Source organism: Streptomyces sp. MCA2 (assembly GCF_023544705.1).
GTDB lineage: Bacteria > Actinomycetota > Actinomycetes > Streptomycetales > Streptomycetaceae > Streptomyces > Streptomyces decoyicus.
This window is the reverse complement of sequence record NZ_JAMJFM010000068.1, coordinates 23,027-45,264: the sequence shown is the minus strand read 5'-3', so window position 1 is coordinate 45,264 and position 22,238 is coordinate 23,027. Positions and strand designations below refer to the sequence as shown.

At 71.7% G+C, this 22,238-nt stretch carries 21 protein-coding genes; 8 read left to right on the top strand and 13 right to left on the bottom strand.

All coding sequences use genetic code 11. The features are described from left to right. The first annotated feature begins 149 nt into the window (after positions 1 to 149). On the top strand, positions 150 to 3,425 hold the full coding sequence (locus M8I34_RS36725; RefSeq protein WP_250057228.1) for a sacsin N-terminal ATP-binding-like domain-containing protein: 3,276 nt from the start codon (positions 150 to 152) through the stop codon (positions 3,423 to 3,425). Positions 3,426 to 3,512: 87 nt separating this feature from the next. On the opposite strand, the gene M8I34_RS36720 is transcribed toward M8I34_RS36725, so the two are convergent. From M8I34_RS36720 to M8I34_RS36710, 3 genes are read right to left on the bottom strand one after another with little or no spacing between them, the layout of a single operon-like run. After that, positions 3,513 to 3,950, bottom strand: coding sequence for a DUF6879 family protein (locus M8I34_RS36720; RefSeq protein WP_250057225.1), 438 nt, complete (start codon positions 3,948 to 3,950; stop codon positions 3,513 to 3,515). Positions 3,951 to 3,993: 43 nt separating this feature from the next. Continuing rightward, a complete protein-coding gene (locus M8I34_RS36715) occupies positions 3,994 to 4,209 on the bottom strand; it encodes a DUF397 domain-containing protein (RefSeq protein ID WP_250057224.1) in 216 nt (71 codons plus the stop codon). Further along, positions 4,193 to 5,032 carry a helix-turn-helix transcriptional regulator gene (locus M8I34_RS36710; protein WP_250057222.1) on the bottom strand — a complete coding sequence of 280 codons (840 nt, stop codon included), beginning with the start codon at positions 5,030 to 5,032 and terminating at the stop codon, positions 4,193 to 4,195. Before M8I34_RS36710 ends, M8I34_RS36715 begins: the two co-directional genes overlap by 17 nt. A gap of 193 nt (positions 5,033 to 5,225) precedes the next feature. On the opposite strand from M8I34_RS36710, the gene M8I34_RS36705 reads away from it, so the two are divergent. Then, positions 5,226 to 5,522 carry a hypothetical protein gene (locus M8I34_RS36705; protein ID WP_374211033.1) on the top strand — a complete coding sequence of 99 codons (297 nt, stop codon included), beginning with the start codon at positions 5,226 to 5,228 and terminating at the stop codon, positions 5,520 to 5,522. 73 nt (positions 5,523 to 5,595) lie between these two features. Here M8I34_RS36705 and M8I34_RS36700 read toward each other — a convergent pair whose 3' ends face one another. The 4 genes from M8I34_RS36700 to M8I34_RS36685 form a co-directional block, all read right to left on the bottom strand. Further along, positions 5,596 to 5,781, bottom strand: coding sequence for a hypothetical protein (locus tag M8I34_RS36700; protein ID WP_250057218.1), 186 nt, complete (start codon positions 5,779 to 5,781; stop codon positions 5,596 to 5,598). Between the two features lie 139 nt (positions 5,782 to 5,920). Then, complete coding sequence (locus M8I34_RS36695) at positions 5,921 to 6,112, bottom strand: hypothetical protein (protein ID WP_250057216.1); 192 nt, start codon at positions 6,110 to 6,112, stop codon at positions 5,921 to 5,923. A gap of 177 nt (positions 6,113 to 6,289) precedes the next feature. Next, positions 6,290 to 8,704 (bottom strand): cation-translocating P-type ATPase, encoded by a 2,415-nt coding sequence (locus M8I34_RS36690; protein ID WP_250057214.1) that lies wholly within the window; start codon positions 8,702 to 8,704, stop codon positions 6,290 to 6,292. A 66-nt stretch (positions 8,705 to 8,770) separates the two neighbouring features. Continuing rightward, positions 8,771 to 9,040, bottom strand: a complete 270-nt coding sequence (locus M8I34_RS36685; RefSeq protein ID WP_250057212.1) for a DUF2530 domain-containing protein — start codon at positions 9,038 to 9,040, stop codon at positions 8,771 to 8,773. 313 nt (positions 9,041 to 9,353) lie between these two features. On the opposite strand from M8I34_RS36685, the gene M8I34_RS36680 reads away from it, so the two are divergent. Then, on the top strand, positions 9,354 to 10,826 hold the full coding sequence (locus M8I34_RS36680) for an NCS2 family permease (RefSeq protein ID WP_250057210.1): 1,473 nt from the start codon (positions 9,354 to 9,356) through the stop codon (positions 10,824 to 10,826). Here M8I34_RS36680 and M8I34_RS36675 read toward each other — a convergent pair. Then, on the bottom strand, positions 10,819 to 11,010 hold the full coding sequence (locus M8I34_RS36675) for a BrnA antitoxin family protein (RefSeq protein WP_250057208.1): 192 nt from the start codon (positions 11,008 to 11,010) through the stop codon (positions 10,819 to 10,821). The genes M8I34_RS36680 and M8I34_RS36675 overlap by 8 nt on opposite strands. A 130-nt stretch (positions 11,011 to 11,140) precedes the next feature. On the opposite strand from M8I34_RS36675, the gene M8I34_RS36670 reads away from it, so the two are divergent. From M8I34_RS36670 to thpR, 3 genes are all read left to right on the top strand, one after another. Beyond that, positions 11,141 to 11,605 carry a MarR family winged helix-turn-helix transcriptional regulator gene (locus M8I34_RS36670; RefSeq protein WP_030086370.1) on the top strand — a complete coding sequence of 155 codons (465 nt, stop codon included), beginning with the start codon at positions 11,141 to 11,143 and terminating at the stop codon, positions 11,603 to 11,605. Between the two features lie 28 nt (positions 11,606 to 11,633). Beyond that, positions 11,634 to 13,064: an MFS transporter gene (locus M8I34_RS36665; RefSeq protein WP_250057207.1), complete on the top strand. Its 1,431-nt coding sequence runs from the start codon at positions 11,634 to 11,636 to the stop codon at positions 13,062 to 13,064. A gap of 186 nt (positions 13,065 to 13,250) precedes the next feature. Next, on the top strand, positions 13,251 to 13,820 hold the full coding sequence (gene thpR / locus M8I34_RS36660; protein ID WP_250057205.1) for an RNA 2',3'-cyclic phosphodiesterase: 570 nt from the start codon (positions 13,251 to 13,253) through the stop codon (positions 13,818 to 13,820). 373 nt (positions 13,821 to 14,193) lie between these two features. Here thpR and M8I34_RS36655 read toward each other — a convergent pair whose 3' ends face one another. Together M8I34_RS36655 and M8I34_RS36650 are read right to left on the bottom strand one after the other, a co-directional pair. After that, entirely contained in the window at positions 14,194 to 15,192 is a 999-nt protein-coding gene (locus M8I34_RS36655) for an aldo/keto reductase (protein WP_244419270.1), read from the bottom strand. Positions 15,193 to 15,374: 182 nt separating this feature from the next. After that, on the bottom strand, positions 15,375 to 16,058 hold the full coding sequence (locus M8I34_RS36650) for a GDSL-type esterase/lipase family protein (RefSeq protein WP_250057232.1): 684 nt from the start codon (positions 16,056 to 16,058) through the stop codon (positions 15,375 to 15,377). A gap of 165 nt (positions 16,059 to 16,223) precedes the next feature. Between M8I34_RS36650 and M8I34_RS36645 the strand changes: the two genes are divergently transcribed. Continuing rightward, positions 16,224 to 17,219 carry an esterase-like activity of phytase family protein gene (locus M8I34_RS36645; RefSeq protein ID WP_250057203.1) on the top strand — a complete coding sequence of 332 codons (996 nt, stop codon included), beginning with the start codon at positions 16,224 to 16,226 and terminating at the stop codon, positions 17,217 to 17,219. A gap of 24 nt (positions 17,220 to 17,243) precedes the next feature. Here the strand turns inward: M8I34_RS36645 and M8I34_RS36640 are convergent, their stop codons facing one another. The 3 genes from M8I34_RS36640 to M8I34_RS36630 all read right to left on the bottom strand — a co-directional run bounded on the left by M8I34_RS36640 (position 17,244) and on the right by M8I34_RS36630 (position 20,280). Continuing rightward, positions 17,244 to 17,699 (bottom strand): PPOX class F420-dependent oxidoreductase, encoded by a 456-nt coding sequence (locus tag M8I34_RS36640; RefSeq protein WP_250057201.1) that lies wholly within the window; start codon positions 17,697 to 17,699, stop codon positions 17,244 to 17,246. Positions 17,700 to 17,910: 211 nt separating this feature from the next. After that, positions 17,911 to 19,029, bottom strand: coding sequence for a phosphoserine transaminase (gene serC / locus M8I34_RS36635; RefSeq protein ID WP_250057199.1), 1,119 nt, complete (start codon positions 19,027 to 19,029; stop codon positions 17,911 to 17,913). A 102-nt stretch (positions 19,030 to 19,131) separates the two neighbouring features. Beyond that, positions 19,132 to 20,280: a YafY family protein gene (locus M8I34_RS36630; protein WP_250057197.1), complete on the bottom strand. Its 1,149-nt coding sequence runs from the start codon at positions 20,278 to 20,280 to the stop codon at positions 19,132 to 19,134. Positions 20,281 to 20,334: 54 nt separating this feature from the next. On the opposite strand from M8I34_RS36630, the gene M8I34_RS36625 reads away from it, so the two are divergent. Then, complete coding sequence (locus M8I34_RS36625) at positions 20,335 to 22,065, top strand: FAD-binding oxidoreductase (protein ID WP_250057195.1); 1,731 nt, start codon at positions 20,335 to 20,337, stop codon at positions 22,063 to 22,065. Positions 22,066 to 22,238 lie beyond the last annotated feature (173 nt).

The window sequence follows — 22,238 nt, the reverse complement described above, 5'->3', positions numbered from 1 at the left end:
CCCAAACACCGCCTCCCGCCGTAGGCGGACACACCTCCCGCCGTGGGCGGGGAAAACGACCGCCGAAGGCGGGAAACAGGCACGGCGGGGCACCCGCAGACGTGGGGCGATACCGTCGGCCCACCGACACACGCTTAGGGAGACGGACAGTGACAGCTACGTCGTGGGTGCGAGGCGCAGCCGGAGACCCGTTCGGGACGGCCCGACTGCGGCGTGGCGTGCTGGATGCCTGGGCCACCTCGCCGGCCCGGTTCCGGGAGGATGCCAACGCCGAGGAGGACCTCGCGCTCGGCGGCTACCGCGACCGGCTCGCCGTGGAGCTGGCGCAGAACGCGGCGGACGCGGCGGCGCGGGCCGGCGTCACCGGCCGGCTGCGGCTGACCCTGCATGCGGCCAATGGCGACGCGCCCGCCGTACTCGTCGCGTCCAACACCGGCGCCCCGCTGGACGCCACCGGCGTGGAGTCGCTGTCGACGCTGCGTGCCTCCGCGAAGCGTGAGGCCAGTGTGTCGGCCGGGGCGGTCGGACGGTTCGGTGTGGGCTTCGCCGCGGTGCTGTCCGTGAGCGACGAGCCGGCGCTGGTGGGCCGTACCGGCGGGGTGCGCTGGTCGCTGGCCGAGGCGCGGGGGATGGCGGAGGAGGTCGCGGCGCACAGCCCCGGCCTGGGCGGCGAGTTGCGCCGCCGCGACGGGCATGTGCCGCTGCTGCGGCTGCCGCTGCCCGCGGAGGGCACGGCGCCCGAGGGCTACGACACCGCCGTCGTGCTGCCGCTGCGGGACATCGCGGCGCAGGATCTCGCCGAGCGGCTGCTGCACGGGATCGACGCGGCGCTGCTGCTGACCCTGCCGGGGCTGTCCGAGGTCGTGGTCGAGACCCCGGAACACGTACGGGAGTTGCGGCGGAGCCAGGACGGCCCCTACGTACTGATCGAGGACAGCGAGCGCGGTGCCACCCGGTGGCGGGTGGCGAGCGACGGCGGTCCGCTGGACCCGGCGCTGCTGGCGGACCGGCCCGTCGAGGAGCGGCTGCGGCCGGCCTGGTCGGTGACCTGGGCGGTGCCGGTGGACGACGAGGGCGCACCGGCGCGTCCGGGGACGGCGGCGGTGGTGCATGCGCCGACGCCGACGGACGAGCCGCTGGGGCTGCCCGCGCTGCTGATCGCCTCGTTCCCGCTGGAGCCGACCCGCCGGCATGTCGCACCGGGCCCGCTGACGGACTTCCTGGTGGACCGGGCGGCCGCGACCTACGCGGGGCTGCTGGGCGACTGGCAGCCGGTGTCGGTCGGCACCCTCGACCTGGTGCCGGGGCCGCTGGGCAAGGGCGGTCTGGACGGTGAGCTGCGCCGGCAGGTGCTGGAGCTGCTGCCGCGGGTGCGTTTCCTGCCGAGCGCGGGCGCGCCCGGAGACCGGCCGGCCGAGCCCGAGGTGCCGGCGGCGGGCGAGTGGGACGAGGACGACAGCGGTGTGGACCGCTTCGTGCTGCGTCCGGTGGATGCCGAGCTGGTGGAGGGCGCGGGCGCGGCGACGGTCGGGGTGCTGGCCGAGCTCTTCCCGAGCCTGCTGCCTGCCGGTCTCGAACGCCGTCCTGAGCTGCGTGCGTTGGGTGTGGCCCGGGTGCCGCTCGGGGAGATGGTCGACCGGCTGGCCGGCGTCGAACGGTCGCCCGGCTGGTGGTGGCGGCTCTATGACGCGCTGGCCGGCACCGACCCGGACCGGCTCAGCGGGCTGCCGGTGCCGCTGGCGGGCACGGCGGGCCAGGGGCCCGGCGGGGGCGGTGGCGTACGGACCACGATCGGGCCGCGTCAGGTGCTGCTGCCGTTGCCCGGCGACGACGAGGATGCCGCGGCCCGGCACCGTACGCTCGCCCGGCTCGGACTGAAGGTCGCGCACCCCGACGCGGTGCACCCGCTGCTGGAGAAGCTGGGCGCCACCCCGGCCCAGCCCCGTGCCGTACTGACCACGCCCCAGGTACGTGCGGCCGTGGCGAACTCACTGGACGCGGACGAGGACGCCTACGACGTCTTCGCCGACGAGATCGACGGCGGGGCGGGAGCTCCGCTGGGCGCCGAGGAACTGGCGGAGACGGTGCTCGGCCTGGTCCGGGACGCCAACCTCACACCGGGGGACGAGCCCTGGCTCGGGGCGCTCGCGCTGCCCGACGAGGACGGCGAGCTGGCGCCCGCGGGCGAGCTGGTGTACCCGGGCAGCGCCTTCGAGCGGGTCATCCGGGAGGGTGAACTCGCGGCCTGTGAGAGCGAGTTGACCGAACGCTGGGGTGAGCAGCCGCTGACTGCTGTGGGCGTCCTGGCCGACTTCGCGCTCGTCCGGGCCACCGATGTCGTCCTCGACCCGGACGAAATGGAGCCGCGGGACGGGGACTTCGCCGAGCCCGACGACGTCGGCCTGCTGGACGCGGTGGACGTCTGGTGCGAGGACATCCTCGACGCGCTGCCGGACAGCCCCGTACCGCCGGTGGTGACCGAACTGGTGGCCGTGCGCGACCTCGACCTGGTCGACGACGATGCCTGGCCCGAGGTGCTGGCGATGCTCTCCCGCCCGCCCCTGCGCGACGCCCTGACCGCACCGGTGCGGGTGCTGCTCCCCGACGGCACCACCGAATCCGTCCGCCCGTACACCGCCTGGTGGCTGCGCGGACACCCGGTGCTCGACGGACGCCGGCCCGCCGGTCTGCGCTCGGCGGGCGGCGATCCGCTGCTGGCCGGGCTGTACGAGTCCGCGGACGCGGGCGAGGTCGACGCGCAGGTGCTGCGGGCGCTCGGCGTGCGCACGTCCGTCGCCGCACTCCTGGACGAGCCGGGCGGCGCGGCGGAACTGCTGACCCGCCTCGCCGACCCCGAGCTGCCCGTCGGCGCCGCACAACTGCACGCGATCTACGGCCTGCTGGCGGACCTCGACCCCGATCAGGTGACCCTGCCCGACGAACTGCGGGTCGTGCTCGACCGGGAGGTCCGGGTCGTCGACGCGGCGGAGACGGTGGTCGCCGACGCCCCTGACCTGGTGCCGCTGGCCACCGGCCGCGCCCTGCTGCCGGTACGCCCCGCCCGCGCCGCCGAGCTGGCGGAACTGCTCCAGGTGCGACGCCTGAGCGAGGTGCTCAACGCCGAGGTCCGCTCCGAGGGCGTACGCCACGAGGTGCCCGACGCCGTACGGGCACTGCTCGGCGCCGCCACCCCCGAGGCGTACCTGGAGCACGAGGAACTCCTCGTGGGCGACAGCCCCGACGACACCACCGAACTGGACTGGCGCCGGACTCCGGACGGCACCCTCCACGCCGCCACCCTGGAGGGCGTGGCAGCAGCCCTCGCCTGGGCAGCAGGCCAATGGCCCCGCCGCTTCGAGGTCGCCGCCCTCCTGGAGGACCCGGACCGCGGCGAGGAACTGGCACGGGCGCGTTGGTTCGACTGACGGAGGGCTGCCATGGGCCCGGCCCCTGCCGCGTTGCGACGGGGGCCGGCGCCCGCCGGTCAAGCCGCGGAGCGGCATGACCGGTTCTCAGGGCGTGTACTCGGAGTGCTGGACGGCGGAGGCCCAGAGCAGATCCCGCACGCGGACGCATGCGGCGACCGTCTCGGGATCATCGGTCACTTCGGACCCGAGGACCCTCCCCGTGTCGTCGAAGTGCCCCACGGCCAGGAGCTTGTCATCGAAGAGCCACCAGTCGTTGCCCGCTACAGGGAAGACCAGATCCTCGTGCAGCTTGTGGCGCGGTAGCCAGCGGATGGACTCGCCGGCCGCTACGTTGACGTGGGCCGTCGCGTACTCCCACTGGATGTAGGAGCTATGGGGCTCGGTGACGACCCGCACCCGGCGCACGGTCTTCCCGGAGCCGGTGACGCGCTTCATGAGCTGTGTCCACGGCACCATGAACGAGTTGTCGACGCTCCCTCGCAGCCAACTCTGGTACGGGCCGTCTTCTGTCCACTTCGCCATGATTCGGCGGGGGCTGGCCGTCCGTGGTGCGCTGCGCGGTGGCTCAGTTGCCGAACTCGCCGCCCTTGACGGCGGCGAGGAAGGATGTCCAGCCGTGAGCCGGGAAGACCAGCGCCGGGCCGTGCGGATCCTTGGAGTCACGGACGGGTACAGCACCGGGGATCCCGTCGGCGACCTCGATGCACTCGGCCCCCTGGCCGTTGCTGTAGCTGGACTTGCGCCACCTGCTCAGTGCGGACGCGTCAGGAATCGTCTTCATCCTCGTACTCTCTCAGGTAGCTGCTGAGGAGGTCGAGAGTTTCGCTCTCCGGCAGCGCCTTGGAGCGAGCGATGTCAAACATGTGCGTGAGTTCAAGAATCTTTCCTGCCGACTCCACTTGCTCGCCGGAGAAAAAGCTCTCGACATATCCGATCGTGGCTCCGTTGCGAAGGGTGAGAAGGCTCAAACTGCCTCCCAGCATGGGGTGTTCCCCCTGGCTGAAAGGTAGCGCCTGAAGCGCGACATGAGGCGATTCGGCCACCTTCAGGACATGCCGAATTTGCCCGCACATGCACTCTGTCCCCCCGATAGGGCGCTTGAGTGCCGCTTCATCCGTGATTGCCCAGTACAGCGGAGAATCCGCCCTTTCGAATACGCGCTTACGGCGCATCCGCGTGGCGACATGTTCCTCTATCCGTTCCACGGATTCCCCGGCCAGCGATGTGCGGAACAGGGCGCGTGCGTAATCCTTGGTCTGCAAAAGCCCCGGGATCAGGCTGCTGCCGAAGACCTGAATGCGAGCTGCCTTTCTCTCGCTTTCGAGGACCGCTCGGCCGTAGTCGGGAATCGACGCATCCTGTGCCATGGACAGCAGCTCGACGAAGAGTCCGTCCGTCGCGAAGTGCGCGTCCAGGGCCTCGGCCAGCGCTTCCGACGGCAACTGCTCCCCGCGCTCCACCCGGCTGAGGTACGTATGCGGGTAACCGACCTTGTCGGCGAGGGCTCGTTGGGAAAGGCCCGCGGTCTCCCGCAGGCGGCGTAAGCGCCGGCCCAGTACCGAGCGCGGGGTGGCCCTGTCGTCGTCCTCGTTGTTCAGCTCCACTGCTCGAACACACCTTCAACTCGCTGTCCACGGGCGGACTTTGGTGACACGTACGGCGTGCACTCAGCGTATTCCGTCAGCAATGCTGAGTGAGGACGAAAAGCCCCCGCGACCGCTGCCACGGTCCGGGGGTGTGGCCATCAGCCCTGTGGAGGTCGACGACATGAATCACGCTATCGGGAAACTTTCCGGCGTGACGGAGGAACACCAGGGCCCCGTACGGCTGCTGCCCTGGTCGGGTCCCGACGGCAAGCCCTGTTATCTCGTGGGTGAGGGCGGCGGGCACGTCTCCCGGGTCGCTGACGAGATCGAGGGCGTACAGCTCGGCATGGCGGACGGCATTCTCGGTCACGCGGAGGACATGCTCGGCGGCCGTCAGGTCACCAGTCGCGAGCTGCGGTTCCTTGCCCGGGGGTTGGCCGATGCGCTGCGGGATGTGCGGCGCGTCGCGGAGAGCCGGGGAGCGCGGTTGGCCGCGGCGGGGGCGTGAACGCGACGCGCACCGCGGGGGCGTGGGCGCGACGTACACCGCGGGGACGTGGGCGCGACGCGCACCATAGGGGTCAGTTCGAGTGGAATCTCTTGACGAGGCTCCAGATGACGACGATCGCGGAGAGGGCGAGGAGGGGCCACACCCACCAGTCGAGGGTGCCGTCGCCGGTGCCGCCGTAGTGGCCGCCGTAGTGGTGGTGGTAGTGGCGGTGTGAGTTCGCCAGCACCCTGTATGCCAGGTCCCCGTGGGATGTCATGGGGCTGGAGCGTAGTACGGCAGAAGTGCCCGGGGTATCGGCCGGGCAGGTTCTCTTCGGTCCCGAGTACCGCCCGCCGGGTGGGGGAGCGCGGGTGCTCCTCAGCCCGATGGCGCACCCTGCGCGACGCGGCCGGCGCTCACCTGGAGTGCAGGCGCCGCTTCACGAATACCCAGGCGACCCCGAGCACGACGCCGACCGGGATCATCCACCACGCGCCGGCGAACGAGACGCCGGTGGAGTGGGAGTCGTAGTGGCCGCCGTAGTGGCTGGAGTGGTGACGCGAGCGGGCCAGCAGCTCGAATGCGCGGGCTCCCGAGAGGAATGTCATGGGCACGGACTCTAGGGGAGGCGGGGTGGGTGTCGCGATGCCGGGGCGGATGTGGCGGACGGGAGGCGGACGGGCCAGTTCCTCATCCCATCCCGTCCCGTCCCGTCCCGGTCTCGTCCGTCGGGCTGAGGCGTCGGCCCGGTCCCGGCGGCCGGGCTCAGGCGCCCGGCCCGTTCGTCAGGCCGGGAAGCGCCGTCCCACCCACCGCCAGGCGACCTCCAGCAGCACCGCCGCCACCACCGCGATGCCGACGGCCGTCCACGGCATCGTCGTTCCGACCAGGCGCAGGTCGAAGAACGTCTGTAGCCAGGGGGTGGCGAGGACCGCGAGGAAGGCGAGGCCCATCGCCAGGACCAGGGCGATCCGCCACCAGGTGTAGGGGCGGGCGATGATCGCCAGGACCCACATCGCGGCGAGGAAGAGCGTCAGGGTGGCCGCGCTGGTCTCGGCCGGCAGGGCGCCCGGGCCGGTGTAGTAGCCGCGGGCGAGCAGGTAGGTGGTGAAGGCGGCGAGGCCCGTGATCAGGCCGGACGGCACGGCGTAGCGCATCACCCGGCGGACGAAGTGCGGTTCGGCGCGCTCCTTGTTGGGGGCCAGGGCGAGGAAGAACGCGGGGATGCCGATGGTCAGGGTGGAGAGCAGGGTCAGGTGCCGCGGCAGGTACGGGTAGGGGATCTGGCAGCAGGCCACCAGGATCGCCAGCAGGACGGAGTAGACGGTCTTGGTGAGGAAGAGGGTGGCGACACGGGTGATGTTGCCGATGACCCGGCGGCCCTCGGCGACGACCGAGGGGAGTGTGGCGAAGCTGTTGTTGAGCAGGACGATCTGGGCGACGGCGCGGGTCGCCTCGGAGCCGGAGCCCATCGCGACGCCGATGTCGGCGTCCTTGAGGGCGAGTACGTCATTGACGCCGTCGCCGGTCATCGCGACGGTGTGGCCACGGGACTGGAGGGCCGCGACCATCTCCCGCTTCTGCTGCGGGGTGACCCGGCCGAAGACCGCGGCCTCTTCGACCAGCGCCGCCATCGCGTCCCGGTCGCCGGGCAGTTCGCGCGCGTCCACCGGGTCGTCCGCGCCCGGCAGCCCCAGCTTGCCGGCCACTGCACCCACCGACACCGCGTTGTCGCCGGAGATCACCTTGGCCCGGACGCCCTGTTCCGCGAAGTAGCGCAGGGTGTCGGGGGCGTCCGGGCGCAGCCGCTGCTCCAGGACGACCAGCGCGGTGGGCCGCACGCCCCGTATGACCTCGGGGTCGTCCAGCTCCCGTGCGGTACGGGCCAGCAGCAGGACGCGCAGGCCCTGGGCGTTGAGGCCGTCGATCTCGGAGAGGCGGTGGTCGCCGGGCGGCAGCAGGACGTCCGGGGCGCCGAGCAGCCAGGTGGTGCTCTCGCCGTCCGGGCCGTTGAGGGCGGCGCCGCTGTATTTGCGGGCGGAGGAGAACGGCAGCGCCCGGGTGCAGCGCCAGGCGTCGTCCGCCGGATACGCGTCGATGATCGCCTGGAGGGAGGCGTTGGGCCGCGGATCGCATCCGCCGAGCGCGCCCAGCACCTCTTTGACGTACGCCTCGTCGCCGTCGAGGGCGCGCAGACCGTTGACGTCCATCCCGCCCTCGGTGAGGGTGCCGGTCTTGTCCAGGCACACCACATCGACGCGGGCCAGCCCCTCGATGGCGGGCAGCTCCTGGACCAGGCACTGCCGGCGGCCGAGCCGGATGACACCGATCGCGAAGGCGACGGAGGTGAGCAGCACCAGACCCTCGGGGATCATCGGCACGATGCCGGCGACCATCCGGCGGATCGCCTCGTCGCCCGGCAGCCCGAGGGTGAGCAGATGGCTGAGGATGAGGCCGATCGCGGTCGGGATCATCATCCAGGTCACGTACTTGAGGATCCGGCTGATGCCGCTCCGCAGCTCGGAGTGGACCAGGGTGAAGCGGCTGGCCTCCTCGGCGAGCTGGGCCGCGTACGCCTGCCGGCCGACCTTGGTCGCGGTGAAGGCGCCGCCGCCCGCGACGACGAAGCTGCCGGACATCATCCGGTCACCGGGCTTCTTGAGGACCGGATCGGCCTCGCCGGTCAGCAGCGACTCGTCGACCTCCAGGCCGTCGCTCTCCAGTACCCCGCCATCGACGATGATCTTGTCGCCGGGCCCGAGTTCGAGGACATCGCCGAGGACCACGTCGGAGGCGGGGATCTCGGCGGCGGCCCCGTCGCGCCGGACGAGGGGCCGCGACTCGCCGATGACCGCCAGGGCGTCCAGGGTCTTCTTGGCGCGCAGCTCCTGGACGATGCCGATGCCGGTGTTGGCGACGATGACGAAGCCGAACAGGCCGTCCTGGATCGGGCCGACGATCAGGATGATCACGAACAGCACGCCGATGATGGCGTTGAAGCGGGTGAGGACATTGGCGCGGACGATCTCCGTGGCCGAGCGGGAGGACCGTACGGGGACGTCGTTGACCTCGCCCCGGGCGACGCGTTCCGCGACCTCGGCGGCGGTCAGTCCGGGGTTGACCGGTTCCTGAGCGGTCCGTCGGGCCGGCTCGGCGCCCGGTCCGGAGTGCTCGGCTTCGGCCCTCGCCCGCTCCGTCATGCCCCCGACGTTACGGGCGGAATGCGCACTTCACCCGCTGGGTGGGCGGGTGGTGGGCGGTATGCCTCAGAGCTGGTCGGCGGGCCGGTCGCCCGCCTCGGCGCGCTTGATCGCGGCGTCCCGGGCCCGTACGTACCAGATGCCCACCAGGCCGAGGCCGCCGCCGGCCAGACAGGTCCACACCCACCAGGTGTGGCCGTGGTCGGCGAACCAGCCGTAGAAGGGGAGCTGGCCGAGGAAGAGCACGAACCAGATGACGGTGCCGCCGATGATCGTGCCGACGACGGGGCCCTCGAGAGGCGCCGGGGCCTCGCGCAGTTCGGACTTCTTCCACATAGGGGTCAGCTTACGGGGAGGGGGTGCGGGAGCTGCGGGCGGCGGTGGGCAGGGGGCGGGCGGCGGCCGTCGGGGGCTGTCGGGGGTCGCCGGGGGTCCGGAGAGGGCGGTGCGGGCGGTGTGGTCCGTACGGCACAAGGGTCTACGCGCGGAGATAGCGATCAACGCATTGTTTATTCATACTGAACCTTTCTGGATACGGCTGGTTTAGCTCGTCTTTTCCTCCAACCTGATCCGGTTTTTTCTGTTTCTGTTCGTGTTCCGGGCCCTCGGGCCCCCGCGCCTGCCCAGGCCTGTCCGACTGAGGTCCCGCATGCCCCCCTCGGCCACCACGCCGGTCGACACCCCCGAGAACCCGGGTCCGATGCCTGCCAAGAACGGCTTCGACCGGTTCTTCAAGATCTCCGAGCGGGGGTCGACGGTCGGCCGCGAACTCCGCGGCGGTCTGGCGACGTTCTTCGCGATGGCCTACATCATCGTGCTGAACCCGATCATCCTCGGTGCCGGTGTCGACAAATTCGGCCACCACCTCGACAACGCCCAGCTGGTCACCGCCACCGCGCTGATGGCCGGTCTGAGCACGGTGCTGATGGGCCTCATCGGCAATGTCCCGATCGCGATCGCCGCGGGCCTGGGCATCAACGCCGTGGTCTCCCTGCAACTCGCACCCAAGATGAGCTGGCCGGACGCGATGGGCATGGTCGTGCTCGCCGGTCTCGTGCTGATGCTCCTGGTCGCCTCGGGTCTGCGGCAGCGGGTGATGGACGCGATCCCCAACGGGCTGCGGCGGGCCATCGCCATCGGCATCGGCCTGTTCATCTCGCTGATCGGCCTGGTCGACGCCGGCTTCGTGACGCGTAACCCGGACGCCGCGCACACCACCGTCCCGATGAGCCTGGGCCAGGGCGGACAGCTCAAGGGCTGGCCGGTGCTGGTCTTCGTGCTCGGCCTGGTGCTGATGTTCGTGCTGATCGTGCGGAAGGTCAGGGGCGCCATCCTGATCGGCATGGTCACCATGGCCGTGGTCGCCATCGGCATCAACGCCCTCGTGCAGATCCCGGACGCGTCCTGGGGCCTGGCGGTGCCGAACGTCCCGGACAAGATCGTCGACACCCCGGACTTCGGTCTGATCGGTCAGATCAGTCTCTTCGGCGGCTTCAAGGAAGTCGGCGTGCTGACCGGCTGCCTGTTCGTCTTCACCGTGCTGCTCTCCGGCTTCTTCGACGCGATGGGCACCATCATCGGCGTCGGCGAGGAGGCCGGGCTGCTGAACAACGAGACCGGCCAGCTGCCGAACATGGGCCGGATCCTCATGGTCGACGGCATCGCGGTCGCGGGCGGCGGCTTCGGCTCCGCCTCCGCCAACACCTGCTTCGTGGAGTCCACGGCCGGTGTCGGCGAGGGCGCGCGTACCGGTCTCGCCAACCTGATGACCGGTGGCCTCTTCCTGCTCGCGCTGATCTTCACGCCGCTGGCGACCGTCGTCCCCTCGCAGGCCGCGACGCCCGCGCTGGTGGTCGTCGGCTTCCTGATCATGGCCTCGAACGTGCGGGACATCGACTGGGGCGACCCCACGATCGGCATCCCGGCGTTCCTGACGATGGTCTCGATGCCGTTCACCTACAGCATCACCAACGGCATCGGGATCGGCGTCCTGGCCTTCATCCTGCTGCGCTCGGCGACCGGCCGGGTCAAGGAGATCCCCTGGCTGCTGAATGCGGTCGGCTTCTGCTTCCTGGTCTACTTCCTGCTCGACCCGATCGAGCAGGTGCTCGGGGTCAAGTAACGGGCCAGCGCACCCCCAGCTTCTCCGTCTCGTCGAGAGACGACTGGAAGCGCTCGTCGAAGTCCTCGCGGATGAGCGTCCGGACCACATAGTCCTGGACGCTCATTCCGCGTTTTGCGGCGTGCTGCCGAATGCGCTCCAGCAGCTCCCCGTCCACGCGCAGGCTGAGCACTCGCGATCCCATACGGACACGGTCGCGTCCGTACGCGGTCAGGCGCGTCACTTTCGACGGCGTCCTCACTCGTATGGGTGAACCCCGACGGGCGGCACCCCTTGGCTTTCCTTAGAAAGGGTAATGAGTTATGCTAAAGACCATGCCGGAACTGTCCCGCCCCCTGCCTGACGGCCGGGAGGTGCCCCCAGACGACGCAGCAGCGGTGAACGCTCTGCGGTCCGCCGTGATGCGCCTGTCGCGCCGACTCAAGCACCAGCGGGTCGACGAATCGCTGAGCCCCACCGAGATGTCGGTGCTCGGCACCCTCGCCCGGTGCGGCCATGCCACCCCCGGCGAGCTGGCCCGCAAGGAGCATGTGCAGCCGCCGTCGATGACGCGCATCGTGGCCATGCTGGAGGCCAAGGGACTGGTCCGGCTCGAACCGCACCCCGACGACCGCCGCCAGAAGGTCGTCACGCAGACCGAACAGGCCGAGGCGATGCTCGAAGAGAGCCGCCGCAAGCGCAACGCCTGGCTCGCCGAGCTGGCCTCCGGGCTGGACGAGGACGAGTGGGCCAAGGTGCGGGCCGCCGCGCCCGTGCTGGAGAAACTCGCACAGTTGTAGAACCCGAGGCCGAGGAGGCGAACCCACTTTGAGTACGGGATCCGGAGCACACTCCGCCCCCGCACCGAACTCCCAAGAAGACACGGTTTCCGACGACGCGACCGCGACCACTCCGGGCACCGCCCCGGGTGTCGCCGCAGGCCCCGCCGCCACACCGCGCAAGGGCATGTTCAGCTCCCTACGAATACGTAATTACCGCCTCTTCGCCACCGGCCAGGTGGTCTCCAACACGGGCACCTGGATGCAGCGCATCGCCCAGGACTGGCTGGTGCTCAGCCTCACCGGCTCCTCCGGCGCGGTCGGCATCACCACCGCGCTCCAGTTCCTGCCGATGCTGCTCTTCGGGCTCTACGGCGGCGTCATCGCCGACCGCTTCGGCAAGCGCAAGCTGCTCCTGTTCACCCAGTCCGCCATGGGCCTGACCGGCCTCGCCCTCGCCGTGCTCACGCTGAGCGGCCATGTGCAGGTCTGGCACGTCTACCTGGTCGCCTTCGTCCTCGGCCTGGTCACCGTCCTCGACAACCCGTCCCGGCAGGCCTTCGTCTCCGAGATGGTCGGCCAGGACGAGCTGCGCAACGCCGTCAGCCTCAACTCCGCCAACTTCCAGTCCGCACGGCTGATCGGGCCCGCCGTCGCCGGTGTCCTGATCACCGCCTTCGGCAGCGGCTGGGCGTTCCTGCTCAACGGGCTCTCCTTCATCGCCCCGGTCGCCGGCCTGCTGATGATGCGGACCGCCGAACTCCACAAGGTCGACCGCGTCCCGCGCAGCAGGGGCCAGCTGCGGGAGGGGCTGCGGTATGTGTCCGGGCGCCCCGACCTGATCTGGCCCATCGTGCTGGTCGGCTTCATCGGGACCTTCGGCTTCAACTTCCCGATCTGGCTGACCGCGTTCGTCTACCACGTCTACCACCAGGGCGCCGCCACGTACTCCCTGTTCAACGGGCTGATGGCGGCCGGTTCGCTGATCGGCGCGCTGCTCGCGGCCCGCCGCGCCAGTTCACGGCTGCGGCTGCTGGTCGGCGCGGCGATCCTCTTCGGCGCCCTGGAGATCGCGGCCGCGCTCGCCCCGTCGTTCTGGGTCTTCGCGGCGCTGCTCGCCCCGATCGGCATGGTCGGCCTGACGATCAACGTCACCGCCAATTCGAGCATCCAGATGGCGACCGATCCGCTCATGCGCGGTCGGGTGATGAGCCTGTTCATGATGGTCTTCGTGGGCGGCACCCCGCTCGGCGCGCCGGTGGTCGGCTGGATCACCGATGCCTTCGGCCCCCGGATCGGCTTCCTGGCGGGCGGCGTGGTCTCCATGGTCTCCGCGGCCGTCATCGGTCTGATCCTCGCCAGGGTCGGCGGCCTGCGCCTCAAGATCGACCTGCGCCGCGGCCATCAGCACGTCGCCTTTGTGCCCCGGGTCTCCGGAACGGCTCCGCAGGTGGAGAAGGATCTGGCGCCGGCGGCGTAGGCGTAACGGGGCGGGCGCCGACGGCGTAGAGGTAACGGGGCGGGCGCCGACGGCGTAGGTGTAAGGGGCGGGCTCCGGCGGCGTAGGCGTAAGGGGGCGGGGCTCCGGCGGCGCGGACATGGGCGTGGCGATGCGGACGTCGTCGGGGTCCGCCGGACCCCCTATGCCCTGCGCCACACTGACCGCATGAGACTCTTCGCCGCCGTCCTGCCCCCCGCTCCCGCGCTCGAGGAACTGGCCGCCGAAGTGGCGCAGTTGAAGAAGCTCCCGGCCGCCGACCGGCTGCGGTGGACCGGCCGGGACAGCTGGCACTACACCCTTGCCTTCTACGGCGAGGTACCCGACGGTCTCGTCCCCGAACTGCACGAACGCCTGGCCCGTGCCGCCCGTCGCCGCGACCCCTACGCGCTGCGGATCGCCGGCGGCGGCCGGTTCTCGGACCGGGTGGTGTGGGCCGGGGCGGACGGCGACCGCCCCGCCATGCGCCTGCTCGCCGACGCGGCCTCGGCAGCGGCCCGCCGGACCGGCATCTCCATGGACGAGCAGCACCGCCCGTATACCCCGCACCTCACCCTCGCCAGGAACCGCGTCCCCGACCTGGACCTCCGCCCGTACGCGAGCGCCCTCAAGGACTTCGCCGGCGTCTCCTGGACGGTCGGTGCGCTCTCGCTGGTGTGCAGCCATCCGCCGGTCGCCGGGGTGGCGGGCAAGCAGCCCCGGTACGAAACGGTGGGGACCTGGCCGCTGGGGCACTGAGTACGGCGGGGCGGGGGCCCGTGGCCACCGGATCCCCGGGCCGTGTCCCCCCGGGCCGCGGGCCGTGTCCCCCCGGGCCGAGGGCGGTGTCCCGCCCGGGGCCGTGGGCCGTGCGCATCCGGGCCGCAGGCCGTGTCCCCCCGGGCTGCGTACCCCGGGCCCCGGGCCGCGTACCCCGGGCCGCTGAAACCTCCGAGCCCGCTCCCGTTACGCTCAGAGGGTGGACCCTAAAACCCGTAACCGGATCATGTCCGGCCTGCTCGCCGTACTGCTCGTCGTCGTGGTCGTGGCGGCGGCGCTGCGCTGAGAGCTGCCGCGGCCGGTGCCGGGCGCCCCGCGCCGGCCGGAGCCGGCCGCCGGGCGCCCGGTCCGCTCACCAGGCGAAGGCCTCCGGGCTCGGGCCGGGGCCGGGGAAGATCTCGTCCAGCGAGGCGAGCAGCTCGTCCGACAGCTCCAGTTCGACGGCGCGCAGCGCGGAGGCGAGCTGGTCCGCGGTGCGGGGGCCGACGATCGGGCCGGTGACGCCGGGGCGGGTCAGGAGCCAGGCCAGGGCGACCTCGCCGGGCTCCAGGCCGTGCTTGTCGAGCAGATCCTCGTAGGACTGGACCTGGGCACGGATCGCGGAGTTGGCGAGGGCTTCCGCGGAGCGGCCGGCGCCCGAGCGGGCCGCGCCGCCCTCGCGTTCCTTGCGCAGGGCGCCGCCCAGCAGCCCACTGTGCAGCGGGGACCAGGGGATGACGCCCAGGCCGTAGCCCTGGGCGGCCGGGATGACCTCCATCTCGGCGCGCCGCTCGGCGAGGTTGTAGAGGCACTGCTCGCTGACCAGGCCGTACGAACCGCGGCGGGCGGCCGTCTCGTTGGCGCGGGCGATGTGCCAGCCGGCGTGGTTGGACGAGCCGACGTAGAGGATCTTGCCCTGCTGGACGAGGATGTCGATGGCCTGCCAGATCTCGTCCCAGGGCGTGTCCCGGTCGACGTGGTGGAACTGGTAGAGGTCGATGTAGTCGGTGCCCAGCCGCTTGAGGCTCGCGTCCACCGAGCGCCGGATGTTGAGCGCGGAGAGCTTGTCGTGGTTGGGCCAGACCCCGTCGTCGCTCGGCGCCATGTTGGCGTAGAGCTTGGTGCCCAGCACGGTCTTGTCGCGCCGGCCGCCGCCCTTGGCGAACCACGACCCGACGATCTCCTCGGTACGGCCCTTGTTGGCGCCCCAGCCGTAGACATTGGCGGTGTCGAAGAAGTTGATGCCCGCATGGTGCGCGGCGTCCATGATGGTGTGGCTTTCGGCCTCGTCCGTCTGAGGCCCGAAGTTCATCGTCCCGAGGACGAGTCGGCTGACCTTGAGTCCGGTGCGTCCGAGCTGCGTGTACTTCATGGTGGTCCAGCCAACGCCTTCGAGTGCCCTCGAAGCAAGGACCCCACGGGGTGGCGGAGTTCGGGAGTTCGGGAGTTCGGCTGGTCGTGGTCGCCGGCGAGGGCCGTGCGCCCCGGGAATCCCCAGCGGAACCCCCAGCGGAACCCCCAGCGGCCCCAGCGGAAACGCCCAGTAGAGAACCCTCAGTGGGACGACAGCACCCCGTACGGCGCCCCGACGCCCCACGCCTGGTGCATCGCCCCGGCGAACGCCCCCGCCAGCAGCCGCTCCCCCCACTCCGACGGATGCGTTCCGTCATACGTGGCGCGGTCGGTGTCCCAGCCGTCCGGCTCGGAGGCGAGCAGCAGCGGTGAGCCGGGGGTGGAGAGATCGGCGACGGCCTTGGCCAGCAGCTCGTTGAAGCGCTCGCACTCCGCGCCGAACGCGGTGTCCGCCGCCGCCCGGACGTTGGGTATCACCGGCATCAGCACGGCTCGTATGTGCGGCGCCGCCTCCCGCGCCTGTGCCACGAACTCCCGCACGTTCCCGGCGGTCTGCTCGGCGTTCGTGTAGAAGCCGAGGTCGATCAGGCCGAGCGACACGAGCAGGGTGTCGGCGTCGTAGCGGCGCACCATGTCACCGATCAGGGGTGCCATGTGCAGCCAGCCCTCGCCCCAGCCGGCGAGATGGCGGCGGGCCTCGTCGGGGAAGCCGGGGTCGGCGTAGGCGGACGAGGTGGGGGCGCCCTCGACGGGGTCATGGAGCGTGTGGCGCGGTCCGACGATGCGGTACGGGCCGTCGAACGTCGCGTTCAGGTGCTGCCACATCCGGTAGCGCCACGTGAAATCGCCGGTGCTCCCAATGGTCATCGAGTCACCGACGAACATGATCCTCATCCGGCCATGATGTCCGAGAACCCCTACTGCCCGGTACGTGACGCTGGACACGCCCCGGCCCGCGGCGCGGTGACGGGGCCACCGCTGCGGCGCGGGCGCAGGTGACCAGGCGGCGGACGCGCCCCGCACCGCGTCCCGGGATGGCAGTCTGTGCCCATGCGTTCGCTTCTGTGCGCGGCCGGTGCCGCGGGAATCCTGTGGTCGGCGGCCGTGGTGCCCGCCGCCGCCGACGAGCCCGACGGCTTCACCATCAGCGATCCCCGGATCACCGAGTCCAGCGGTCTGGCCGCCAGCCGGAAGCACCCCGGCATCTACTGGACCCACAACGACAGCGACGACGGCCCGTACGTCTACGCCGTCGACGGCAGGTCCGGCCGTACGGTCGCCAGGATCACCCTGCGCGGCATCGGCACACCGCGCGATGTCGAGGCGATCTCGATCGGCCCGGATGGCAACGTCTACGTCGGCGACATCGGCGACAACCTCGGCGGGACGTGGAACCACGTCTGGATCTACCGCTTCCCCGAGCCGAAGAAGCTGCGCGACGCCACCGTCACGGCGACCCAGTTCGATGTGAAGTACGCGGACGGGCCGCGCGACGCCGAGGCGCTGATGGTGCACCCCCGGACCGGCCGGGTCTATATCGCCAGCAAGAAGCAGGACGGCGGCGGCGCCCTCTACGAGGGGCCGCAGCGGCTCAGCACCGCCGGCGCCAACGTCTTCCGCAAGGTCGCGCCGATCGATCTGTGGGCGACCGACGGTGCGTTCTCCCCCGACGGCACCCGTCTGGTGATGCGCAGCTACTTCGGGGCCCGGATCTACCGCTGGCAGGACGGCCACCCCAAGGACCTCGGCAGCGTGGGCGTACCGGTCCAACAGCAGGGCGAATCGGTCTCCTTCACCGCCGACGGCCGCACCCTGATGTACGGCTCGGAGGGCAGCGACAGCGAGGTCGAGCCGGTCGGCCTGAGCGACGAGCAGCTGCCGGACACGGCGAAGGGCGACCCGGCGAACGGTGACGGCGCCAACGGGCAGGGCGGGAAGGGCGGTTCGGGGACGGACCTGGACCCCAGCTTCATCAAGGGGGCGATGGTCCTCGCGGTCGCCACGGCGCTGATCGTCGCGCTGCGGAGGCTGTTGCGGCGCCGCTAGCCACGAGAGGCCGCCGATCGTGGCCTACGTCCCGAGCCCCGTACCCTCCGCCGGCCGCGTTCCGCCCGTCCCGCCCGCCTCGCCCTCGGTCAGCCGCAGCTCGTAATGCAGCGTCCGCTCCCTCTTCAGCCGGTGCGCCAGCGGCACGAAAAGGCCGTGGATCAGGGGGTATTTGCGGGTCAGTGAGCGCTCGGCCCGCCGGTACTCCCGGGTTTGCGGGTCCAGCAGCCGCACCCGCGCCGGCACGGTGGGCCCGGTGGGGCGGCCCCGCCAGGTGGACGCGCAGATCTCCACGTCGGGGAAGTTCCGCATCCGCTTGGCCTTCCAGGCGCTGCTGTACGTACGGAGGTAGGCGTGGTCGCCGTCGACGGCGATGTTCATCGGCGTGCCGACGCCCGTGCCGTCCCGCTTGTACGTGGTCAGCAGAATCGCCCCTTGCCGCTCGAAGGGGGCGAGGCCGGGGCTCGGGGGATTCGTCATGACTCCCATACAGGCACATCCGGCCTGTTTCGTCACATCATGATGCGTCCGTTCGGGCGGTACGCGTGGCGAGGAGGCGAGGGGGTGCGGGCGGTGCCAGTGGTGGTGAATGTTCTCGGATCCGGTCGGCAGGCAGTGAAGCAAGGCACGGGCCCCGGCGGTTGCCCGCCGGGGCCCGGGGTGGTGCGTGAGGCGTGGTGCCGTCAGCCGGTTACAGCTTGCCGATCACGTAGTCGATGCAGGCCGTGAGGGCCTCGACGTCCGTCGGGTCGATGGCCGGGAACATCGCGACGCGCAGCTGGTTGCGGCCGAGCTTGCGGTAGGGCTCGGTGTCGACGATGCCGTTGGCGCGCAGGGCCTTGGCGACGGCCGCGGCGTCGATGTTGTCGTCGAAGTCGATGGTGCCGATGACCTGCGAGCGCTTGGCCGGGTCGGTGACGAAGGGGGTGGCGTACTTGGAGTCCTCGGCCCAGCCGTAGAGGGTGCGCGAGGAGGTGGCGGTGCGGCGGACCGCCCAGTCCAGGCCGCCCTGGCCGTTGATCCACTCCAGTTGCTCGTTGAGCAGGAAGAGGGTGGAGAGCGCGGGGGTGTTGTACGTCTGGTTCTTGAGGGAGTTGTCGATCGCCGTGGGCAGCGAGAAGAACTCCGGGATGTGGCGGCCGGACGCGTGGAGGGCGCGGGCGCGCTCCAGGGCGGCGGGGGAGAAGGCCGCGAGCCACAGGCCGCCTTCGGAGGCGAAGGACTTCTGCGGGGCGAAGTAGTAGACGTCGGTCTCGGTGATGTCCACGGGCAGGCCGCCGGCGCCGGAGGTGGCGTCGACCAGTACCAGTGCGCCCTCGTCGGCGCCCGCGACGCGCTTGATGGGGGCGGCGACGCCGGTGGAGGTCTCGTTGTGGGTGAAGCCGTAGACGTCCACGCCCTGCTCGGCCTGCGGGTCAGGGTGGCTGCCCGGGTCGGCGGAGAGGACGGTGGGCTCGTCAAGCCACGGCGCGAGCTTGGCGGCCTTGGCGAACTTCGAGGAGAACTCGCCGAAGCTGAGGTGCTGGGACTTGCGCTCGATCAGGCCGTGCGTCGCGATGTCCCAGAAGGCGGTGGAGCCGCCGTTGCCGAGGACGACCTCGTAGCCCTCGGGGAGCTGGAAGAGGTCGCGTACGCCGTCGCGCACCTTGCCGACCAGGTTCTTGACCGGGGCCTGGCGGTGGGACGTGCCGAGAAGGGAGCTACCGGTGGCGGCGAGGGCGCCGAGCGCCTCCGTACGCACCTTGGAGGGGCCCGCGCCGAAGCGTCCGTCGGCGGGCTTGATGTCAGCGGGAATCTGGATATCAGCCACGGGGGAAGCCTAATCCGTCGCGCTTCGGCGCCCGGCGGCGCGTCCAGCGGGTGAGACGTCAGCCGCTCGTACGGTGGACGGCCGGGGCGGAGTGCCACCCGGTCATGCGGACGGGGTGTCTGCCGCGTAGACGGCGGTGAGGGAAGCGGCGGCCTCGGCCATCACCCGGCGGGCCTCGGGCGGGTCGAGCACTTCGAGGGAGTCGCCGAACTGGAGCAGTTGACGGACGGCGGGGAGGACCGGGTAGGCAAGATCGAGGGTGGCCCAGTCGTTTCCGGTTCCCTTGCCGTTCCCGGCGACGGCTTTGTGCCTGGGGTCCTCGCCGCCCCCGGTGCCTGCCTTGTGCCTGGGGTCCTCGCCGTCTCCGGTGCCGGCCTCGTTCCCGGCGTCCTCGCCGTCCCCGGTGCCTGCCTTGTGCCTGGGGTCCTCGCCGTCTCCGGCGTCCTCGCCGTCACCCGTACGGGGCGGGCCGGTCAGTGCCCCGCCGAGGATCCGTACGGCGAGGTCGAGCCGGTCGCGGCGGATCCGGGCGGTCACCCGTACGTCCGCGGGCCGGTCCTCCACCTGGCGTCGCAGCTGCTGCCAGACCTCCGCGAGCGCCACCCCCGCGCGGCGGCGTACCGGGAAGTCGGTGAGGGTGGCCGACGCCACCCGGTCGGCCCGGAAGAGCTGCGGTCTGCCGCGCCGGTCCGCGACGAGGTACCAGGTGCCGGCCTTGGCCACGAGCCCGTAGGGGTCGACGGTGTACGTCCGCAGCCGGGTCTCGCCGCTGTGCCGGTAGCGGATACGGAGCCGGAGGTCGGTGAAGACGGCCGTATGAAGGATGCCGAGGTCCACGGCGGGGCTGGGGCCGCCCATCCACCGGTCCGGGTCGACCAGGATGCGGCTGCCGGCCAGCTCCGCGGCCGGACGGTGCGGGGCGGGCAGCGCGGCCATCACCTTGCGCAGCGCCGAGCCGAGCGCCTCGTCCAGACCGAGGGCGGCGTGTGCGCCCTGCGCGGCCAGGATGAACAGGGCGCGTGCCTCGTCGGTGGTCAGGCCCGTGACGTCCGTGCGGAAGCCGGGCAGCAGCGCGATCCCGCCGTGCCGGCCGCGTTCGGCATAGACCGGTACCCCGGACGCCGACAGCGACTCGATGTCGCGGTAGACGGTCCGGGTGGAGACCTCCAGGCGCTCGGCGAGCTCCCCGGCCGGCACCCGGCCGCGGGTCTGGAGGAGCAGGAGGATCGAGAGGAGCCGGTCCGCTTTCACAGGCGCATTTATATATGACGGTGGATGTCAAGTTATCGCGCCAGAGTGCGCGGTATGGAGAGCAACGACCGCACACCGCGCACCCGCCAGAGCCGTCACACCCGTCACACGCGTCAGGCCCCGGGGGCCCGGCCCGGCGGCCTCGGTGGCCCTGACGGCCCCGGTGGCCCCGGTGGCCGCACGGGTGTCACGACGGCTCCCGCCACGCCCGCAACTCCCACCACTCCCAACACCCCTGCCACCCCCGCCGCCCTCGCCGAGCTCGTACGGCAGACCCGTGGCCCGGTCCTCGTCCCCGGCGACGCGGGATATGACGCCGAGCGGTCCGGATTCCAGCTGGCGTACCGGCACCGGCCGGACGTGATCGTCGGGGCGGAGTGTGCCGGGGACGTCGTCGCCGCGGTGCGCTTCGCCCGCGCCCAGGGGCTGCCGGTCGCCGTGCAGGCCACCGGGCACGGGCTGTCCGCGGCCACCGACGGCGGGCTGCTGATCAGTACGCGGCGGATGTCCGGGGTGCGGGTGGACGCGGCGGCCCGTACCGCGCGGGCCGAGGCGGGCGTCGTCTGGGGACAGGTCGTCGAGGCGGCGGCCCCGTACGGGCTCGCGCCGCTCAACGGCTCCTCCCCGGGCGTCGGCGTCATCTCCTACACCCTCGGGGGCGGTGTCGGGGTGCTGGCCCGTACCTATGGCTTCGCCGCCGACCAGGTGCGGTCCGTCGATCTCGTCACCGCCGACGCGCGGCAGCTGCACGTCACGGCGGACAGCGATCCCGAACTGTTCCGGGCGCTGCTCGGCGGCGGCCACGGCCTCGGGGTGGTGACCGCGATGGAGTTCGGGCTGGTGCCGGTGGCCCGGCTGTACGGCGGGCAGCTGGTGTTCGGCGGCGAGCGGATCGACGAGGCGCTGGCGGCGTATCTGCGCTGGACCGGGACCGTGCCGGACGAGCTGACGTCGTCGCTCGCGCTGATCGCGTACCCGGACCTTCCGCAGCTGCCCGAGCCGCTGCGCGGCCGCTACCTCGCGCAGATCCGGATCGCCTATACGGGGAGCGCGGAGGAGGGCGAGCGGCTGGTGGCGCCGCTGCGGGCGGTGGGGCCGCGGGTGAGCGACGAGCTGCGCGAGATGCCGTACGCCGACTCGCACACCATCCACCGGGACCCGAGCGATCCGCACGCCTATGACGGTGACAACGCGCTGCTCAGCGGGCTGGACGCGGCCGCGCTGCTCCGGGTGGCCGCGCTGACCGGGCCGGACGCGCCGACGATGTGCGTACTCCAGCTCAACCATCTCGGGGGTGCGATGGCGAAGCGGGGCGGGCCGGAGGGGGCGGCCGGTTCCGTCGGCCACCGGGACGCCCGGTTCGCGCTGCGGCTGCTGTCACCGCTGCCCGGCGCCGAGGCGGGCGAAGACCTCGGCGCCGAGACGGGCGACGACCTCGGTGCCCGTATGGGAGACGGCCTCGATACCGACGGGCCCGGCTCCGGTGAGGCTTCCGCCGAGGGGCCCGACGCCGCCGCCCTCGCGACCGTACGGGCGCTGCACGCCGAGGCGCTGGCGGCCGTCGCGCCCTGGCGGATCGGCCGCAGCGTGAACTTCCTGTTCGGCTCGCACGGGGAGCGGCCGGACGCCGCGGAGGTGGCGCGCAGTGTCCACGACGCCGACGAGCACCGGCGGCTGGCCGGGCTCAAGGCTCACCACGACCCGGAGAACGTCTTCCGCTTCCACCCGTCCGGGGCCGCCGCGGCCGACCGCTCACCGGCCGTTGGCACCGCTGTCCACGGCTGAACCGCTCACCGGCCGTCGTCACCCCCGTCCGCGGCGTAGCCGCCCACCGTTCAGCCGTCACCACTGCCCACGGCTGACCCGCTCACCGCTGTCCCCGCCCGGTAGCCGTCAACCTCCCCAACTCACCGGCCTGCCGATGCCCCATGAACCCGCCCCAGTGGGCAGGCTGGAGA

What these genes read in the sequence shown, in the direction of transcription:
- M8I34_RS36675 (WP_250057208.1), bottom strand. Translation starts at nt 11,010, where the DNA reads ATGGGATCGCGAGTGCTCAGCCTGCGCGTGGACGGGGAGCTGCTGGAG.
- M8I34_RS36715 (WP_250057224.1), bottom strand. Translation starts at nt 4,209, where the DNA reads ATGAAGACGATTCCTGACGCGTCCGCACTGAGCAGGTGGCGCAAGTCC.
- M8I34_RS36700 (WP_250057218.1), bottom strand. Translation starts at nt 5,781, where the DNA reads ATGACATCCCACGGGGACCTGGCATACAGGGTGCTGGCGAACTCACAC.
- M8I34_RS36640 (WP_250057201.1), bottom strand. Translation starts at nt 17,699, where the DNA reads ATGACGAATCCCCCGAGCCCCGGCCTCGCCCCCTTCGAGCGGCAAGGG.
- M8I34_RS36650 (WP_250057232.1), bottom strand. Translation starts at nt 16,058, where the DNA reads ATGTTCGTCGGTGACTCGATGACCATTGGGAGCACCGGCGATTTCACG.
- M8I34_RS36690 (WP_250057214.1), bottom strand. Translation starts at nt 8,704, where the DNA reads ATGACGGAGCGGGCGAGGGCCGAAGCCGAGCACTCCGGACCGGGCGCC.
- M8I34_RS36645 (WP_250057203.1), top strand. Translation starts at nt 16,224, where the DNA reads ATGCGTTCGCTTCTGTGCGCGGCCGGTGCCGCGGGAATCCTGTGGTCG.
- M8I34_RS36685 (WP_250057212.1), bottom strand. Translation starts at nt 9,040, where the DNA reads ATGTGGAAGAAGTCCGAACTGCGCGAGGCCCCGGCGCCTCTCGAGGGC.
- M8I34_RS36680 (WP_250057210.1), top strand. Translation starts at nt 9,354, where the DNA reads ATGCCCCCCTCGGCCACCACGCCGGTCGACACCCCCGAGAACCCGGGT.
- M8I34_RS36625 (WP_250057195.1), top strand. Translation starts at nt 20,335, where the DNA reads ATGGAGAGCAACGACCGCACACCGCGCACCCGCCAGAGCCGTCACACC.
- thpR (WP_250057205.1), top strand. Translation starts at nt 13,251, where the DNA reads ATGAGACTCTTCGCCGCCGTCCTGCCCCCCGCTCCCGCGCTCGAGGAA.
- M8I34_RS36655 (WP_244419270.1), bottom strand. Translation starts at nt 15,192, where the DNA reads ATGAAGTACACGCAGCTCGGACGCACCGGACTCAAGGTCAGCCGACTC.
- M8I34_RS36670 (WP_030086370.1), top strand. Translation starts at nt 11,141, where the DNA reads ATGCCGGAACTGTCCCGCCCCCTGCCTGACGGCCGGGAGGTGCCCCCA.
- M8I34_RS36720 (WP_250057225.1), bottom strand. Translation starts at nt 3,950, where the DNA reads ATGGCGAAGTGGACAGAAGACGGCCCGTACCAGAGTTGGCTGCGAGGG.
- M8I34_RS36695 (WP_250057216.1), bottom strand. Translation starts at nt 6,112, where the DNA reads ATGACATTCCTCTCGGGAGCCCGCGCATTCGAGCTGCTGGCCCGCTCG.